The following is a 16,322-nucleotide window of genomic DNA, read 5'->3' as shown; positions in this document are numbered from 1 at the left end:
GCTAGCCTAAAAAACTTAACCATTGAAAATGGTGCAGCTAGACTCGACGGCGCTTCGGAGGGCGGCAACCATTATGAGGAATAGGTGTAACATCACGAATCAAAGTAATTTCTAGACCTGCTCCCTGAAGCGCTCTGATGGCAGTCTCACGTCCTGCACCAGGACCGCTAACCATAACCTCAAGTTGTCGCATTCCTTGATCGGCAGCACGACGGGCAGCATTTTCTGCTGCTGTCTGCGCCGCAAACGGAGTGCCTTTCTTAGCGCCTTTAAATCCACTAGAGCCTGCTGATGCCCAAGAGACTACCTCGCCATTGGGGTCAGCGATCGTAACAATAGTGTTGTTAAAAGTAGATTGAATGTAGGCAACACCGCTTGGAATGTTTTTTTTCTGTTTACGCGAACCAGTGCGTTTCTGTTGTCTTGGTGGCATTTCCTAATTCCTATGTCAACCTAATTAGTGAGTACTTGCCATACGGGCAGGGCAGTAACGATTTACATTCTGCCCAGAGTTGGCATTGTGAAACTGTTTTTGCAAGTAAATAGATCGCACTAACAGTGAGAAAACTTGAAAGTTATTTCTTACTAGGTGCTTTCTTCTTACCCGCAACAGTACGACGACCACCTCGACGAGTCCGTGCATTGGTACGAGTTCTCTGTCCTCGAACTGGCAAACCTAAACGATGACGGCGACCTCTGTAGGAACCAATGTCCATGAGGCGCTTAATATTCATCGCCTCTAATCGGCGCAAATCCCCTTCTATTTGATAGCTACCCTCGACCTCGGCTCGTAAAGCAGCAACTTCTGCATCACTTAAGTCTTTGACTCGAGTGTCAGGGCTTACTCCAGTTACCTTTAAGACTGCTTGAGAACGAGTAAGTCCAATTCCATAAATATAGGTTAGACCGATCTCTATTCGCTTATCTCGAGGTAGGTCTACTCCGGCAATCCGTGCCACGCTATTCTCCCCTACTGTTAAACTACCGCTGCTAAACTTGAACCTTCTATCAAAATCTCTACCTCATGGAGGTGAAGATAAAACCACTGAACGCTAACCTTGGCGTTGCTTATGCTTTGGGTTAGGACAGATAACCATGACTCGCCCTTTACGACGAATAACACGGCACTTCTCGCAAATTTTACGAACTGATGCTCGAACTTTCATCTTTCTTGACGACGCTACAAACTTAACATATTAGCAAAATGTAAACATACCTGTCAATCCCTCTAGGCGTTTCGGGTGAGGATTGTGCAATACAAAAAAGTTATTTCTTATTGCGTAAACGATAGGTAATTCTTCCTTTGGTTAGGTCATAAGGGGTCAACTCTACTTTCACGCGATCGCCCGGTAAAATTTTGATGTAATTTCGCCGAATTTTTCCTGAAATATGAGCTAATACATTAAACCCATTGTCCAAATCGACCCGAAACATTGCATTTGGAAGGGATTCCGTTACCGTGCCTTCCATTTCGATTAAATCTTGCTTCGACAATTGAACTCTCCTGCTCTATTCAAGGTAACAACTAATTAAAATCTAAAGAAATTAGACACTTTACCTTAAGTCTAGACTATCTAACATGCACTCTTCTTGAAAGGCGTTTAGAACGCTTAGTAAAACTATTCGTGGATAAATGCTCAAAAAGTCCTTTTAAAGATATTAATGCTCACTTTTTGATAAGGTTCTTTAAATCCGCTGTCACATTATCCGTAAGTTGATTACCGTCTATAACAACAAGCTTCTTGCAATCTGAATAAAAATCAATTAAGGGGGAAGTCTGCTCACGATAGACCTTTAATCGATTATGAATTACCTCTTCGGTGTCATCAGCTCTGCCCCTTTCCAGCATCCGCTGAGCTAGGACATCATCAGGCACGTCAAGGTTCACCACACAGTCATATAGCTGATTGATCTCATCCAATAGAGAATTTAGGAATTCTGCTTGAGCCACATTGCGCGGGAAACCATCTAATATCCAACCTTCTTGAGCATCGGGATAATTTAATCGCTCTTGAATCAACGCAACTACAAGTTGATCAGGCACCAAATCTCCGCTATCCATATATGACTTTGCTTGAAGACCTAAGGAGGTCTGATTTGCAACAGCCACTCGAAGAATGTCTCCCGTAGATATATGAGGAATTTCGTAGTAGTCTGCTATCAAACTTGCCTGAGTTCCTTTGCCTGCTCCGGGGGCACCTAGAAAAATTAGTCGAGGCACTATTGATTCACCATTCCTTCATAACGTTGAGAGATCACGTAAGTTTGAATTTGTTTTGCAGTATCAATCGCTACGCCAACTACAATCAGAAGTGATGTAGCTCCAAAGCCCTGAAACGTCGTTACTCGTGTTGCACTTTCAACGGCTGTTGGAACGATCGCAACCAAACCTAGAAAGATTGCCCCAAGGAATGTCAGTCGATTGAGTACACGCTCTATGTAATCACTAGTTGCTTTTCCTGGGCGAATTCCTGGAATGCTGGCTCCCATCTTTTTAAGATTCTGAGATAAATCAACAGGGTTTATCGTTAACGATGTCCAGAAGTAGCTAAAAAACACGATGAGAGAAAGATAAAAAATTACATATACCCAGGGAGCCTGACTACTTGGACTTAAATAATTAGCAACTTGAGCCAAGATAGGGTTCTTAGTAAATTCAGCTAGATAAACTGGCAAGAAGAGGATCGAAGACGCAAAAATGATAGGCATCACACCGCTAGAGTTTAACCGAAGCGGCAAGTAGCTACTCCGCTCAAGGTAAGTTTTACGACCCACTTGCCGACGAGCCGAAATAATAGGAATGCGTCGGGTGCCCTCTTGAACAAATACAATGCCCACAATCATGACTAGAAATACGATAAAGAGGATAATCACTCCCCCTACTAAACCGCGATCTCCAGTTTGTGCCAATTCCAAAGTTTGACCCAACGAACGAGGCAAGCCAGAAACAATGCTAATAACAATTAGCAAAGAAGCACCATTTCCAATGCCTCGCTCAGTGATTAGCTCACCAATCCACATCACCAGCATAGAGCCAGCAGTCAACGCCAAAGCCGTAGAAACAATAAACGGAATCAGGGTTGCTGGACTGACTGGCACACCCGCTTGAGTTGCAAATGAAAACCCACTAGAAGTCCTTTGGACTAGAATCAATTCTCCACCGACTCTCGCTGCGCCGCTATTAATGACCCACCAAGCCAGTCCAACACTCTGAATGATCGCCCAACCAAGCGCGACATATCGGGTAATTTGAGAAATCTTGCGCCGTCCAGCTTCTCCCTCATTCTTCTGAAGATTTTCTAACGGAGGAAGCGCGGTCGTTAAAAGCTGCAAAATAATGGACGCATTAATATAAGGCAAAATGCCGAGTGCAAAAATACCAAGCGCAGATAACCCACCCCCTGAAAAAATATCCAAGAAGCTAACTACAGGATTGTTCTGAACACTTTGTGCAAATGCAGCTCGATCAATATCAGGAATAGGGAGAAAAATACCAAGGCGCACCAGAATCAACATCCCGATAGTTAGCAAGACACGCCCCCGCAAACCAGCCGCTTGCGCCATCTGAGAAAACGTCTCTTGTGCACTTGGTGCTTTGTCTCGGTTAACAACCATGAGAAAAATCTCCTAACGCATACTTTCCGTAGCAGGTATGCAACTGCAATTTCAACAGGAAATTACTAAGAAGCACATTAAAAAAATTTAAGATGGACTATTCATCACCTAGAACTTCGCAGGTTCCATTGGCTGCTTCAATCTTAGCGCGGGCAGACTTTGTAAACCCGGCAGCGGTCACGGTTAAAGCAACCGTCAGCTGTCCATCGCCCAATATCTTCAGAGGTCCATCATCGGTGGTTAAAATACCAGATTCGATCAAAGACTCTAAAGTCACTTTGGAATTCGCTGCAAGCTCCGATAATGCACCCACATTAACAATAGTAAAGTTTTTAGGATTGACTAGTGTAAAGTGCTTTAGCTTGGGCAATCGACGGTACAGAGGAGTTTGTCCGCCTTCAAAACCAGGACGAGTTGGACGACCCGACCGAGATTTCTGTCCCCGCATTCCAAAGCCGCAGCTTGCACCTTGCCCAGCCGCAATCCCCCGACCCACGCGACGGCGACGGCGCGCGGATCCCGGCTGTGGTGCGATATTGTCAAGTCTCATAGCTAATACTCTCATTCAAGAACAAGTCATTAAAAATTCACTATTGCCCAATCAGATGGAAGCTAGTAGTAGCTAACTCTCGATTAAGCGTATAAGTTCTCAATTGAAATTCCTCTCTCTTCGGCAACTTCAGCGAATGTTCTCAAAGTGCCAAGCGCATCTACTGCTGCTCTTGCGTTGTTGAGAGGATTATCAGAACCAAGTTGCTTAGCCAAGATGTTCTTAACGCCTGCTAGCTCAAGCACAGTCCTGACTGCGCCGCCCGCAATAACTCCAGTACCAGGAGCAGCAGGACGCATCATTACTTTTGCGCCACCCCCCTGACCTGTTGTGGGATGAGGAATAGAATTGTTTTTAGTTAAAGGAACTTCAACAAGATGCTTTTTACCATCCGCCACTCCTTTTTTCACGGCTCCAATTACGTCTGCCGCTTTACCAACTCCAACTCCAACTTGCCCACGCTCGTTGCCAACAACAACGATCGCCCGAAAGCTAAGTTTTTTACCGCCCTTGACAACCTTAGTGACGCGACGAATTTGAACAACTCGTTCTTGCCAGTCGGTTTCCTTTTCGCGGCTTTTCGTATTCTTACGACCCTTCGCCATAATGATTGTTCCTTAAAATTCCAGTCCAGCTTCACGGGCTGCCTCAGCCAAAGCCTTAACACGACCGTGATAAAGATTACCACCCCGATCAAATACCACTTGCTTGATTCCTTTCTCAAGAGACCGCTCAGCGATTAGTTTTCCAACCTGAGCAGAAGCACTACAGTTTGCCCCTGTCTCCAAATCTTCCTTCAGCTTTGAGTCTATTGTGGAAGCAGACACTAAAGTATGCTGCTGGATGTCGTCAATTAGCTGAACATAAATATGCTGGTTAGAACGAAAAACAGCTAGCCGAGGACGCTCAGATGTTCCAAGTACTTTACGACGCACACGCGAATGGCGACGGCGAGTTGAATCTCTGCGACTTGTTTTCATAATTACTTCTTACCTGCCTTACCCGCTTTACGCTTAACGACTTCTCCCGCATAACGAATTCCTTTGCCTTTGTAAGGTTCAGGAGGACGAACTGCTCGAATCCGCGCCGCTGTGTTCCCCACAATTTCTTTATCAATACCGCTGACTAGCACGTTTGTAGTGCCTTCCACTGCAAATTGAATGCCACTTGGGGGTTCTATTTGAACTGGATGACTGTAGCCCATGTTAAGCGTTAAGTTTTGACCTTGCACCTGTGCCCTGTAGCCCACACCAATAATCTCTAATCTGCGTTGAAAGCCTTGGGATACTCCTTCAACCATATTGGAGACTAAGGTTCGGCTAAGACCATGGCGTTGACGCGCTGTGCGGGAATCATCGCGCTGCTTAACAAGAACCGTTTCTCCTTCTTGTGAGATCTCAACCTCGGCGGGCAAGATGCGAGACAACTCGCCTTTAGGGCCTTTGACCGTAACTGACTGACCGTCGATCGCGACCGTCACTTTGCCAGGAATATTAATTGGACGCTTACCGATACGTGACATAACTGCCTGCTCCTATCTACTGCGATCGCTAAAACGATCGAATGATGTTGATCCTCAAAGTAACTACCAAACGTAGCAGAGAACTTCACCACCTAAGCCCTGCCGACGGGCTTCACGGTCGGTCATAATACCGCTTGAGGTCGAAATGATCGCAATCCCGATACCACCCAAAACGCGGGGTAGATCATTTCGGTTTGAATAAACTCGAAACCCTGGCTTGCTGACCCGTTTCAGGGAGTTGATGATAGGTCGCCTACTTTTGCCCTTGTACTTTAAAGAAAGAACTAAGTTTTTCTTAATACCTTCGCCAGTTTCTTCATATTCAGTGATGAAACCCTCATCCTTGAGGACTTTTGCAATATTGCGAGTCATCTTTGTGGATGGGACTTGGGTGGTTTGATGACGTGCAAGATTCGCATTACGAATCCGCGTCAACATATCTGAAATCGTGTCGTTTACCGCCATAGTATTCCTTTGATAAACCTGCCTTAGTTGTCCCGGAAGGGCATACCAAACTCTTTTAACAAGGCTCGACCCTCCTCATCGGTGTTTGCTGTGGTAATGATGGAAACATCCATGCCACGAATTTGATCAATGCTGTCATACTCAATCTCTGGGAAGATAAGCTGTTCGCGAATCCCCAAAGTGTAGTTTCCACGCCCATCAAAGCTTTTTGGGCTAATTCCTCTAAAATCTCGAATACGAGGCAGTGCAAGATTGATAAATCGATCTAAAAATGCATACATCCTATCTGATCGCAGAGTCACCATAATGCCAACTGGCATCCCTTGACGGAGTTTGAAACCCGCGATCGCCTTCTTGGCGCGAGTCACCACAGGCTTTTGCCCAGTAATGATTCCAATCTCGATCAATGACGCTTCCAAAGCTTTAGCATTTTGAGCCGCTTCACCCAACCCACGGTTTAAGGTGACCTTGACCAATTTAGGAACTTGGTGAATATTGGTGTAACCAAATTGCTCTGTTAATTTCGGAACAATCTCTTGCTGATATCGAACTTTTATTTTCTGTGGCATGGGTCAGCGTCCTTCAAATCCCTGGGCTTTGTCAGGAAAGTAAATAAAGTTAATCAATGATTTCTCCAGTTTTCTTCAGCATCCGCACTTTGCGACCATCTGCATCAAAGCTATAACAAATGCGACTGGCAACTTTTTTGCTTTCGGAATAGAGCATCACGTTAGAGCTATGGATAGGGGCTTCGCTGGTCACGATTTGCCCAGACTCTCCCTCTTGTTGAGGCTTGACGTGCTTCGTCCGAAAATTAACCCCTTTAACCAAGATTTTGCTTTCCTTTTGTAAAGTTTGCAAAACCTCTCCAATTTTCCCTTTGTCCTTTCCAGAGATGACTTGAACAGTATCTCCCTTCTTGACATGCATTTTGTGGCGCACAACCGCTTTAGTCTTTGCCATTACAGCACCTCCGGAGCCAAAGAAACGATTTTAGTAAACTCCTTATCGCGCAATTCACGCGCAACAGGACCAAAAACACGCGTTCCACGAGGGTTCTTATCTTTGTTGATTAGAACGGCAGCGTTGTCATCAAATCGAATACTCATACCGTTATCACGGCGTAAAGTATGACGGGTTCGGACAATCACTGCGGTCACCACATCGGATTTTTTGACCGCCATGTTAGGAATCGCGTCTTTGACAACCGCAACAACGATGTCACCAATGCCTGCATAACGACGGCGACCCCCTAAAACGCGGATGCACATCAACTTACGGGCACCACTATTGTCTGCGACGTTGAGATAGGTTTGCGGCTGAATCATAAGTCACCTTCCTTTAAGCTTGAGCAGATGTTGTTAAAACATCGATCACTTGCCACCGTTTGGTGCGGCTCAAGGGACGAGTTTCTTGAATGCGGACGCGATCGCCCGTTTTGCACTGATTACCTTCATCGTGCGCCTTATAACGCTTAGTACGGGCAACAATTTTTCCATACTTCGGGTGAGCAGAACGACTCTCAACCGACACCACCACTGTTTTATCCATCTTGTCGCTAACGACTAAACCAACTCTCTCTTTTACTGCCATCTCATCTACTCCGTCGGAGGCTATAAAACTATTTGCAAACCGGACTCTGTCTATTACTAATTGCCTATCACTAGGACGATGCCTTTTGTAATTGACGTTGTCGTTCAACAGTCATCAATTGAGCCAGTCGGTGACGGGTATGCTTGAACTGATGAGATTTTTCGAGTCTACGAGTGCCTTTCTGAAAGCGTAAGTCAAACAACAGCCTTTTTGTGGCTACGATCTGCTCATCAAGCTCTTCGGCACTTAAATCTTGAATTTCACTGATTTTAGGTAATGACATCGTTATGACTCCTCTGCTTCACGAGTAATAAACTTTGTCTTAATAGGCAGCTTGTATTGCGCTAGCCGCATTGCTTCCCGCGCTGTGGCTTCTGGCACTCCGGCAATTTCAAATAAAATCCGTCCAGGTTTTACAACGGCGACCCAGTACTCAGGTGCCCCTTTACCAGAACCCATGCGAGTTTCTGCTGGACGCATAGTAATAGGCTTGTCTGGAAAAATGCGAATCCAGATCTTACCGCCCCGGCGAATATAGCGGGTCATCGCACGACGACTCGCCTCAATCTGACGAGAGGTAATCCAGGTTGGCTCTAGGGCTTGCAAACCAAACTCTCCAAAGTTTAAGCTGCTACCGCGAGTTGCCAGACCCTTCATGCGTCCGCGCTGCTGTTTGCGAAATTTTGTTCTTCTTGGGCTTAACATGGCTCACTACCTTAGGGAGTCAAAAGTTGAAGATTAAATAGCAGAAAGAAAATTATCTTTTGCCTATTAAAATTCATCCTTCATTCGATCTATCTTCAAATTGCTGACGACGACGCTGTTGACGACGCTTAGGCTGATTATTGGCAGGTGCAGATTTCTCTTCTTGCCCAGGGATGATTTCACCCTTAAAGACCCATACCTTGATACCGAGCGTCCCATAAATGGTGCTGGCAATGCAGTAGGCGTAATCGATATCTGCACGCAGCGTATGTAGGGGAACGCGTCCCTCACGTGTCCATTCAGGGCGAGCAATTTCAGCCCCGTTTAGACGACCACTGACTTGAATCTTGATGCCTTCAACCCCAGCTTTTTGGGCGCGTTGAATGGTTTGACGTACCACGCGACGGAAAGAAACGCGACGTTCTAACTGCTGAGCAATATACTCACCAATTAGTGCAGCTTCCGCATCAACCCGCGTCACTTCTACCACATTGATACGGATCTGGCGATCTCCGCCGCCCAAAACCTTTTGTAGTCCGCCCCGTAGTTCCTCAATTCCTTGCCCCCCGCGACCAACGATCACACCAGGACGAGCCGTATGAACTTCTAGATCAATTTGATCTGCTTTTCTTTCAATCCGAATTTGAGAGATTCCGGGACTTTCCAATCCCTTCAGCTTTAAAGGGTTCTTTTGAAAGAAATGTCTGATTGTATAGTCTTCCTGAAGTAGCTCAGGATAACGGCTAGTATCAGCAAACCAGCGAGAACGATGCTCTTGGGTAATGCCTAAACGTAAGCCCGTTGGATGAATCTTTTGTCCCACAAACTGCTTCCTTATACAAATTCAACAATATTGATTGCAATACAAACTATTCGTTTCCAGCACCCGGAGCGACGAAAATTGTGATGTGACAAGTCGGCTTGCGAATTTGGTAAGCCCGACCTTGAGCGCGGGGTCTAAACCGCTTTAGGGTTGGACCTTGGTCAGCATAAGCAGTACTAACAACCAAATCAGCCCGGTCGTACCCTCGATTATGTTCAGCGTTTGCAGCGGCAGAACGCAGCAGTTTTAGTACAGGCTCACAGGCACGATATGGCATGAATTCTAAAATAATTAATGCTTCTCGATAGGAAAGACCCCGTATTTGATCAAGAACACGACCAACCTTACGAGGGGACATCCGAATATAGCGAGCGATCGCCTTTACTTCAGTTGTAGTCTCAACAGCCATACCCAATTACTCCTTAACTGACCACTACTAGCCCTGAGCTAGTAGTAAAATCCCTATTATCGACGTGCCTTTTTATCAGTACCCGCGTGACCTTTAAAGGTGCGCGTGGGGGAAAACTCCCCTAACTTATGCCCTACCATTTGTTCATTGACATAAACCGGTACATGTTGCTTCCCATTGTGAACCGCAATGGTGTGTCCAATCATTTGAGGCAAAATCGTAGAAGAGCGAGACCAAGTTTTGATCACTTGCTTTTCACCCTTTGCGTTTAACGCTTCAACCTTGCTAAGCAAATGATCAGCAACAAACGGACCTTTCTTTAACGAACGAGACATATTTTTAATCCCTTATCACCTATGAATCCCGACCGCCACGACCACGCTTAGAAGACTTACGACGACGGCGAATAATTAAAGCACTACTCAACTTGCGCTTATTCCGAGTTTTATACCCTAAGGTTGGCTTACCCCAAGGAGTAACAGGACCAGAGCGACCAATCGGCGCACGCCCTTCACCACCACCATGAGGATGATCCACAGGGTTCATAACGCTACCGCGAACTTGAGGGCGACGACCTAAATGCCGTTTCCGACCTGCTTTTCCTAAGCTTGTGTTGCGTACATCGGCATTCCCAACTTGACCAATCGTGGCATAGCACTCGCGACGAATCAGACGAACTTCACCGGAAGGCAGTTTCAAAGTGACAAAATTTCCATCTTTTGCGGCAACTTGAGCGCTAGCTCCAGCCGCTCGAACCATTTGTCCACCCCGCCCAGGAGTTAGCTCCACGTTGTGAACGGCTGTACCCAAGGGAATACTGCTAAGCGGTAAAGCATTCCCTATTTCAATGGGTGAATCAGCGCCAGCAATCACTGTTGTGCCAACAGCCAGACCTGCGGGATGCAAAATATACCGCTTCTCACCGTCTTGGTAGTACAACAATGCAATTCGAGCATTCCGATTTGGGTCGTACTCGATCGCAGCAACTTTGGCAGGAACATTATGCTTGTCACGCCGAAAATCAATTTGCCGATAAAGACGCTTGTGACCACCACCACGATGACGACAAGTAATCACGCCCCGATTGTTACGACCTTTATGACGATGACTCGATTTGGTCAACGATTTCTCAGGTTGACTACGAGTAATCTCAGCAAAGTCAGAAACGACGCGTTCACGCGTACCGGGGGTGTAGGGTCGATAAATACGAATGCCCATAACTTAATCTCTTAAATGCCTTACCCAATAGAAAAATTAAACTTCCGGGAATAGGGCGATCGAATCGCCATCCGCTAGCGTAACAATTGCTCGTTTGTAGATCGGACGATAGCCGATAAACTTGCCGACCCGACGCTGCTTACGGGGAGGATTAATGGTACTGATCTCAACTACTTTGACTTCAAATAATGACTCAATAGCAGATTTGATTTGAGGCTTAGTCGCTTTCGGAGACACTTCAAATGTGTATTGATTGTTCTCCAAGAGCAACGTTGCTTTTTCAGTAATGATTGGACGACGAATCAGATCCATCAAATTACGAGGATTAAATTCAGTCACCATACACCTCCTGGATTTTTGCGATAGCAGACTGCGTAATCACAATGCGATCAGCAGCTAAAAGATCAAAAACATTTAAGTTAGAAGCAGAAATCAACCGAAGTTTAGCAATGTTACGAGCAGATAAATAAACCATCTCTTGGCGCTCTGCCAAAATCAACAAGACCTTTGATTCAGGCTGAACCCCCCAGGTTTGCAAAGCTCCAACCAGATCTTTTGTTTTTGGACGAGGGAACTTATCTGCAAAGTCTTGCACCACGATTACATCGTCAATTCGGCTTTGAATCGCCGTCCTTAGCGCAAGCCGACGTTCCTTGCGATTCATCTTGAGGGAATAATCTCTGGGCTTTGGTCCAAAAATCACCCCACCGCCCCGCCACAGAGGAGAACGATTAGAACCTGCACGAGCGCGCCCTGTGCCTTTTTGCCGCCAAGGCTTTCTGCCGCCACCCCTGACTTCTGCACGAGTTTTGGTGGATACCGTCCCTTGACGAGCGTTTGCCATTTGACGCACTAATGCTCTATGGACAATATGAGCGGCACTCTTTTCGCTTGCCACATGCAAGTCTAAAGAAGCACTGCCAACTTCTTTTCCACTCCAATCTTTAACTGCACAATCCGCCATAATCATCAACCTTATTCAACGTTCGCAGGCTTCAAAAGCTAGAAATTATGAAAATCTCAATCTCTTGCGACTTAATTCTCTACTTGGCTCCGACAATTGTTGCAGGAACCACATTGACCAACGCGCCTGGCTTTCCAGGAATGGCACCTTTAACCAAAATCAGATTCCGCTCAGGATCAACCCGAATGACTGTTAATTTGCGAATGGTAACTTGACCGCCGCCCAACCGACCCGCCATCCGCTTGCCTGGATAGACACGTCCTGGGGTTGTGCCTGCACCCGTGGAACCAGGGGCACGATGGTTTTTAGAGCCGTGGGACATAGGTCCGCGTTTGAAGTTATGACGCTTTTGATAACCTGCAAATCCACGACCAATGCTGGTGCCAATTACATCAATAGTCTGCCCTACAGAAAATGCATCTACTTTGATTTCCTGACCTAGCTCAAACGAACTAGGATTCTCTAAGCGATACTCATGCAGATGACGCATGGGAGCGCAACTAGACTTTGCTAGATGACCCAACTCAGGCTTGCTGAGCGCTTTTTGCTTGACCTCACCATAGGCAACTTGGATGGCTGAGTAGCCATCTGTTTGAGTTGTTTTGACTTGAGTAACAATACAAGGACCTGCCTGGATGACAGTGACTGGAATTGCTTTACCTGTTTCGTCAAAGACTTGAGTCATGCCAAGCTTTGTGCCAAGAATACCCACAGACACGATGAATGGTCTCCCTTTCGTACACACTTTAGAGAAGCAAATAACTTTTGGTTGTCTGCTTAACTGATTAATAGGTTGCGCTTCAAGATTTCGATTGACTTTAAAGCAGGGCGCGATCGCGCACGACTAAAAATCTAACTATTCTTGTAAACAAGCTCTAAACCCTGCCAAGTTCAAAAGAAACGTGCAAAATCAGTTTGGTTGAGTGCCAGCTAAGGACTTGAATGGCAAGCCACTCAGTATCCGCTTCAGTGATTCAAGGAGAATAATTTTACAGCTTTTGACAAGCTCGATCACTCAAGAATCATCTGCAATGAGCATTTAGGCAACAGCTATCAAATATAAACCAATCCACTGGGTTCTGTCTAGTGGCAAGACAAAGTTTTTTGGCAAGTTAGGATAAGATGCTTTCTAGGCAGGATAGATTCTTAGTCGTCGGTTAGGTTCTTCGCCAAAACTACGAGACTTGAGATGGTAATGCTCAACCAGTTCATGCTGCATTTTACGCACGATCGCAGAGCGGGGTAGCAATTCTACTGGTTGCCCTTTAGGTATCACCAGTTGTTCAACTGCAAGTCTGGCTTCTTCGAGCGCTTCCATCTCATCGTCATTATCGCCTTTCAGCAGGTCTAAATCAGTGGCATCGGGAATTCCAGGATCATCCATATCCAGCATTCTGCGTAAGCCACGAGCAATTTGAGGAATGCTGCTGGCTTTAATGGTATGAATGGGAACTTGCCGAGATTTGGCAAATTGGCGCAGCTTTGAATGATTCTTGACGTGCGATCGCAGCGCCAAAACCGCATCGGCACTATCAATATCTTTTGTTAGGATAACAGGCAATTTCAAGGTGCGAACCACTTGATCAAGCTGATGACGGCTGACTCCATAGGGATAAATGTACAAAAGATCTTCCCCATTTGGACCTAGGCGGCGCTCTTGTTTTGCCGTTTCCTCAAAGTCATAACCATTTCTCTCTAAAGAGTTCTGCAAAAAAGGCTCTGTGGTTTTATCGGCAAACAATGAGGACTGTAAAGACTCATCCAACAACCGTTCAAATTGCTGCTGATCGGGGAGTTTGCTCAGCGCTGAATCGGTTGACAGGGGGCGCATTTGACCCGACGATCGCCATCCCTTCCCTGGAAGTTCTGAGCGGCTACTAAAAGGGCGTGTAACCAGTGAATTATCTCCCTGTCCAAAATCGACGGAGGGCGATCGCGCTCTGCCTGTTCTAGAAGCTGCAAACTCATCGCTTGATAGTTCATGGGTCACAACGACGTTGCCCTTTTCACTAACTGAGCGCACTTGGGGATTGGGTTGACGACCGCGCAATAGGCTATCGACGGTTTCTGCCACCTGTTCATGCACAACCCAACGCTGCCGTTCCATCATTTCCACAGCAATATCAAAAGTAGGAGGCGCTTTTCGCTCCAAAACACTTTTCTGGCTTCCTCGACGGCGCGCTTCTTCATCTCCCAACGTGACGGATTGAATGCCACCCACCAAATCTGACAGAGTTGGATTTTTGATCAGATTCTCTAAGCGATTGCCATGGGCAGTTCCTACAAGCTGTACGCCTCGTTCTGCGATCGTTCGAGCCGCCAACGCCTCAAGCTCCGTCCCGATTTCGTCAATCACAATCACTTCTGGCATGTGGTTTTCCACTGCCTCAATCATGACCTGATGTTGCAGTTCAGGGCGAGCCACTTGCATCCTCCGGGCACGACCAATCGCCGGATGGGGGACATCCCCATCCCCAGCAATTTCATTAGACGTATCAATGATGACAACTCGTTTTTCCAATTCATCTGCCAAAACACGAGCAATCTCTCGAAGCGCAGTCGTTTTGCCCACTCCAGGACGACCCAGCATTAGGATAGACTTGCCGCTTTCTACTAGATCGCGAATCATGCTAATCGTCCCGAAAATTGCACGACCCACCCGACAGGTTAACCCAATCACCTCGCCTCGCCGATTCCGAATGGCGCTAATGCGATGCAGGGTTCGCTCAATGCCAGCACGATTATCGCCACCAAAATCACCAACACTTTTGATGCATTCATTCAGATCAGCTTGCGTGATCGGAATTTCAGAAAGATACTCTGCTTGACCCGGAAAACGAGCCTCTGGACGACGACCGAGGTCTAACACAACTTCGATCAGCATATCGCGCTGAGGGTGCTGCTGTAGTTGAAGCTGAATGGAGGCTGGAAGAATATGAAGCAGTTTATTTAAGTCGTCTGTAATGAGCAAATCAGCCGATACGGTGTTATCCATCTTGGATGTTTTCAAAAATCGCTTAAGGACAATTTGAGATGAAGCTGGAAACTTGTGGAGCGTTCTTCACAAAGGGTGCCAGTCAAAAAACTTGTAGCCTTTGTGAAGTGCCGGATGGGGGCATCCCATTCAGGTGAACGAACGAAGGGATCAAGACGGTGAAACCTTAAGGTGATTCATGATTGAATTGCGGTGTTGTGCGAAACGGTTTAAGTTGAGACACTAGGGAATAGGCAAGCTTCACGGCTTGTTCTAGAGATTTAGGGGCTTGTTCTAAAAGAAGCGGCTGAGGGAATGGCAAAACTTGCGATCGCCTAGTAGACACCGATCCAACAAGCTGAGTTGCTGCTAGCTCGCCTCCTTGAGGATGGGCTAAACCAGGTGAAAAGGTTTCCAAGTTTGCTGATTCCAACTGTTCCAACAGGGGAGACAGCAGCCTTCGAGCGTAGCTTCCATAGGCAACTCCTGAAATGTATGAAGGTGAAAACGGTTGCGTTGCTTGCGGCATTGAGCGATCGCTAGGAGGATGGGACGCTAATAGATTCAGCGATCGCAGTTTGGGTACGGTGTAATCGTTTGTGCCCCCTGCCAACTGAACATATCCCGGCAAGCCTGCTAGTAAGACTTTTTGCCCTAACCGAATCGCGGCTCTAGTTGCACCATTGCCAATATCTCCGCTCATCGGGCGACCATCCGTTTGCCAAATAAGCGGACAGGGCAACGGCGAAATAATATCGTGCAGTGCCCACAGATAGTCGATGAGATTCTCGCCATCGGGACAACTAATTGCAATCAGTTGGAGTTGTGGTAGCCATGGTTTAATCGCCGACCAAAGGCGTTGAAAATCTGCAAGCCGTCCCACTTGGGTATGAATTTCAATCGCATCTATTCCCATTTCTAGCACTAAAGGCGCGATCGCTTGAGCCGTTGAAACATAAGAATGGGCTGAAATATGTTGAATGGGGCAAATTGGCAAACATCGCCCACAACCATAGCAGCGATCTTCAATCACACCCTGGCTGTTAATCGCACTTGCCGGACAAACCTGCTCACAAGGGCGCAGGCAATCGACGGGGCAATTAAGCGGTAAAAATGTTGCTTTGCGAAAATGAGGATCTTCACCATCATTCAGGCTCACCATAAGCAATGGCTTTTGCCGCATTGCAAACTTTAGCTGGCGGCTCATGTCCATCGCCACCCGAATGGCTTCTTTCGCTGCAATCACCACGGCTGGATCGGCAGCAACATCTACACAATCCACACCCGCTAACGTATATGCCAACGTTAGGTTGCGAACAGCAGGAAGATTTTGGAAACTGGCTCCACAGATTAGTTTAAACCAGTGCCCTTCTCTTAAAGATTGCAGCGGATAGTTTTGTTCAATCACCCCTTAATGCTAATGCCCTATGGGGAAATTTAGGATCTTAAAGTGAAAATATTTTAAATTTTGGCTATGGCGCAAC

26 protein-coding genes are annotated in these 16,322 nt (G+C 46.5%); all 26 read right to left on the bottom strand.

Annotated elements, in window-relative coordinates; all coding sequences use genetic code 11:
• Window positions 1-37: 37 nt before the first annotated feature.
• Entirely contained in the window at window positions 38-433 is a 396-nt protein-coding gene (gene rpsK, locus AC1S5B_RS26700) for a 30S ribosomal protein S11 (RefSeq protein WP_458647273.1), read from the bottom strand.
• 142 nt (window positions 434-575) lie between these two features.
• On the bottom strand, window positions 576-959 hold the full coding sequence (gene rpsM, locus AC1S5B_RS26695; RefSeq protein WP_482038688.1) for a 30S ribosomal protein S13: 384 nt from the start codon (window positions 957-959) through the stop codon (window positions 576-578).
• A gap of 93 nt (window positions 960-1,052) precedes the next feature.
• On the bottom strand, window positions 1,053-1,166 hold the full coding sequence (gene rpmJ, locus AC1S5B_RS26690; RefSeq protein ID WP_171573238.1) for a 50S ribosomal protein L36: 114 nt from the start codon (window positions 1,164-1,166) through the stop codon (window positions 1,053-1,055).
• A 100-nt stretch (window positions 1,167-1,266) separates the two neighbouring features.
• The gene (gene infA, locus AC1S5B_RS26685; protein WP_009767978.1) at window positions 1,267-1,494 is read right to left on the bottom strand and encodes a translation initiation factor IF-1; all 228 of its coding nucleotides are present in this window, start codon (window positions 1,492-1,494) and stop codon (window positions 1,267-1,269) included.
• Window positions 1,495-1,666: 172 nt separating this feature from the next.
• Window positions 1,667-2,221 (bottom strand): adenylate kinase, encoded by a 555-nt coding sequence (locus AC1S5B_RS26680; protein ID WP_482038687.1) that lies wholly within the window; start codon window positions 2,219-2,221, stop codon window positions 1,667-1,669.
• On the bottom strand, window positions 2,221-3,615 hold the full coding sequence (gene secY / locus AC1S5B_RS26675) for a preprotein translocase subunit SecY (protein WP_482038686.1): 1,395 nt from the start codon (window positions 3,613-3,615) through the stop codon (window positions 2,221-2,223). The genes AC1S5B_RS26680 and secY overlap by 1 nt, the downstream gene beginning before the upstream one ends.
• Window positions 3,616-3,712: 97 nt before the next feature.
• The gene (rplO, locus tag AC1S5B_RS26670) at window positions 3,713-4,165 is read right to left on the bottom strand and encodes a 50S ribosomal protein L15 (protein ID WP_482038685.1); all 453 of its coding nucleotides are present in this window, start codon (window positions 4,163-4,165) and stop codon (window positions 3,713-3,715) included.
• Window positions 4,166-4,248: 83 nt separating this feature from the next.
• Entirely contained in the window at window positions 4,249-4,770 is a 522-nt protein-coding gene (gene rpsE / locus AC1S5B_RS26665) for a 30S ribosomal protein S5 (protein WP_171573234.1), read from the bottom strand.
• A gap of 12 nt (window positions 4,771-4,782) precedes the next feature.
• On the bottom strand, window positions 4,783-5,145 hold the full coding sequence (rplR, locus tag AC1S5B_RS26660; protein WP_482038684.1) for a 50S ribosomal protein L18: 363 nt from the start codon (window positions 5,143-5,145) through the stop codon (window positions 4,783-4,785).
• 2 nt (window positions 5,146-5,147) lie between these two features.
• On the bottom strand, window positions 5,148-5,687 hold the full coding sequence (gene rplF, locus AC1S5B_RS26655) for a 50S ribosomal protein L6 (RefSeq protein ID WP_482038683.1): 540 nt from the start codon (window positions 5,685-5,687) through the stop codon (window positions 5,148-5,150).
• A 63-nt stretch (window positions 5,688-5,750) separates the two neighbouring features.
• Window positions 5,751-6,152, bottom strand: a complete 402-nt coding sequence (gene rpsH, locus AC1S5B_RS26650) for a 30S ribosomal protein S8 (RefSeq protein ID WP_482038682.1) — start codon at window positions 6,150-6,152, stop codon at window positions 5,751-5,753.
• 23 nt (window positions 6,153-6,175) lie between these two features.
• A complete protein-coding gene (gene rplE / locus AC1S5B_RS26645; protein ID WP_482038681.1) occupies window positions 6,176-6,721 on the bottom strand; it encodes a 50S ribosomal protein L5 in 546 nt (181 codons plus the stop codon).
• Window positions 6,722-6,770: 49 nt separating this feature from the next.
• The gene (rplX, locus tag AC1S5B_RS26640) at window positions 6,771-7,115 is read right to left on the bottom strand and encodes a 50S ribosomal protein L24 (RefSeq protein WP_482038680.1); all 345 of its coding nucleotides are present in this window, start codon (window positions 7,113-7,115) and stop codon (window positions 6,771-6,773) included.
• On the bottom strand, window positions 7,115-7,480 hold the full coding sequence (gene rplN, locus AC1S5B_RS26635; RefSeq protein ID WP_482038679.1) for a 50S ribosomal protein L14: 366 nt from the start codon (window positions 7,478-7,480) through the stop codon (window positions 7,115-7,117). Before rplN ends, rplX begins: the two co-directional genes overlap by 1 nt.
• Before the next feature lie 13 nt (window positions 7,481-7,493).
• Entirely contained in the window at window positions 7,494-7,745 is a 252-nt protein-coding gene (rpsQ, locus tag AC1S5B_RS26630; RefSeq protein WP_482038678.1) for a 30S ribosomal protein S17, read from the bottom strand.
• Window positions 7,746-7,815: 70 nt separating this feature from the next.
• Complete coding sequence (gene rpmC / locus AC1S5B_RS26625; protein ID WP_458647285.1) at window positions 7,816-8,028, bottom strand: 50S ribosomal protein L29; 213 nt, start codon at window positions 8,026-8,028, stop codon at window positions 7,816-7,818.
• A 2-nt stretch (window positions 8,029-8,030) separates the two neighbouring features.
• Window positions 8,031-8,450 carry a 50S ribosomal protein L16 gene (gene rplP, locus AC1S5B_RS26620; RefSeq protein WP_482038677.1) on the bottom strand — a complete coding sequence of 140 codons (420 nt, stop codon included), beginning with the start codon at window positions 8,448-8,450 and terminating at the stop codon, window positions 8,031-8,033.
• 73 nt (window positions 8,451-8,523) lie between these two features.
• Complete coding sequence (gene rpsC / locus AC1S5B_RS26615; protein ID WP_482038676.1) at window positions 8,524-9,273, bottom strand: 30S ribosomal protein S3; 750 nt, start codon at window positions 9,271-9,273, stop codon at window positions 8,524-8,526.
• Window positions 9,274-9,319: 46 nt separating this feature from the next.
• A complete protein-coding gene (gene rplV / locus AC1S5B_RS26610) occupies window positions 9,320-9,682 on the bottom strand; it encodes a 50S ribosomal protein L22 (RefSeq protein ID WP_482038675.1) in 363 nt (120 codons plus the stop codon).
• Window positions 9,683-9,738: 56 nt separating this feature from the next.
• Entirely contained in the window at window positions 9,739-10,017 is a 279-nt protein-coding gene (gene rpsS / locus AC1S5B_RS26605; protein WP_482038674.1) for a 30S ribosomal protein S19, read from the bottom strand.
• Window positions 10,018-10,036: 19 nt separating this feature from the next.
• Window positions 10,037-10,900: a 50S ribosomal protein L2 gene (gene rplB / locus AC1S5B_RS26600; protein ID WP_482038673.1), complete on the bottom strand. Its 864-nt coding sequence runs from the start codon at window positions 10,898-10,900 to the stop codon at window positions 10,037-10,039.
• Window positions 10,901-10,936: 36 nt separating this feature from the next.
• A complete protein-coding gene (locus AC1S5B_RS26595) occupies window positions 10,937-11,242 on the bottom strand; it encodes a 50S ribosomal protein L23 (protein WP_482038672.1) in 306 nt (101 codons plus the stop codon).
• On the bottom strand, window positions 11,232-11,864 hold the full coding sequence (rplD, locus tag AC1S5B_RS26590) for a 50S ribosomal protein L4 (protein WP_482038671.1): 633 nt from the start codon (window positions 11,862-11,864) through the stop codon (window positions 11,232-11,234). The genes AC1S5B_RS26595 and rplD overlap by 11 nt, the downstream gene beginning before the upstream one ends.
• 79 nt (window positions 11,865-11,943) lie before the next feature.
• On the bottom strand, window positions 11,944-12,582 hold the full coding sequence (gene rplC / locus AC1S5B_RS26585; protein ID WP_482038670.1) for a 50S ribosomal protein L3: 639 nt from the start codon (window positions 12,580-12,582) through the stop codon (window positions 11,944-11,946).
• 411 nt (window positions 12,583-12,993) lie between these two features.
• Window positions 12,994-14,859, bottom strand: coding sequence for a R3H domain-containing nucleic acid-binding protein (locus AC1S5B_RS26580; RefSeq protein ID WP_482038669.1), 1,866 nt, complete (start codon window positions 14,857-14,859; stop codon window positions 12,994-12,996).
• Between the two features lie 166 nt (window positions 14,860-15,025).
• On the bottom strand, window positions 15,026-16,246 hold the full coding sequence (gene ldpA, locus AC1S5B_RS26575) for a circadian clock protein LdpA (RefSeq protein ID WP_482038668.1): 1,221 nt from the start codon (window positions 16,244-16,246) through the stop codon (window positions 15,026-15,028).
• Between the last annotated feature and the right edge of the window lie 76 nt (window positions 16,247-16,322).

The sequence above is a fragment of the Leptolyngbya sp. CALU 1928 genome, from assembly GCF_056784215.1.
The sequence above is the reverse complement of the archived record's forward strand: the minus strand, read 5'-3'. Positions and strand labels throughout refer to the sequence as shown.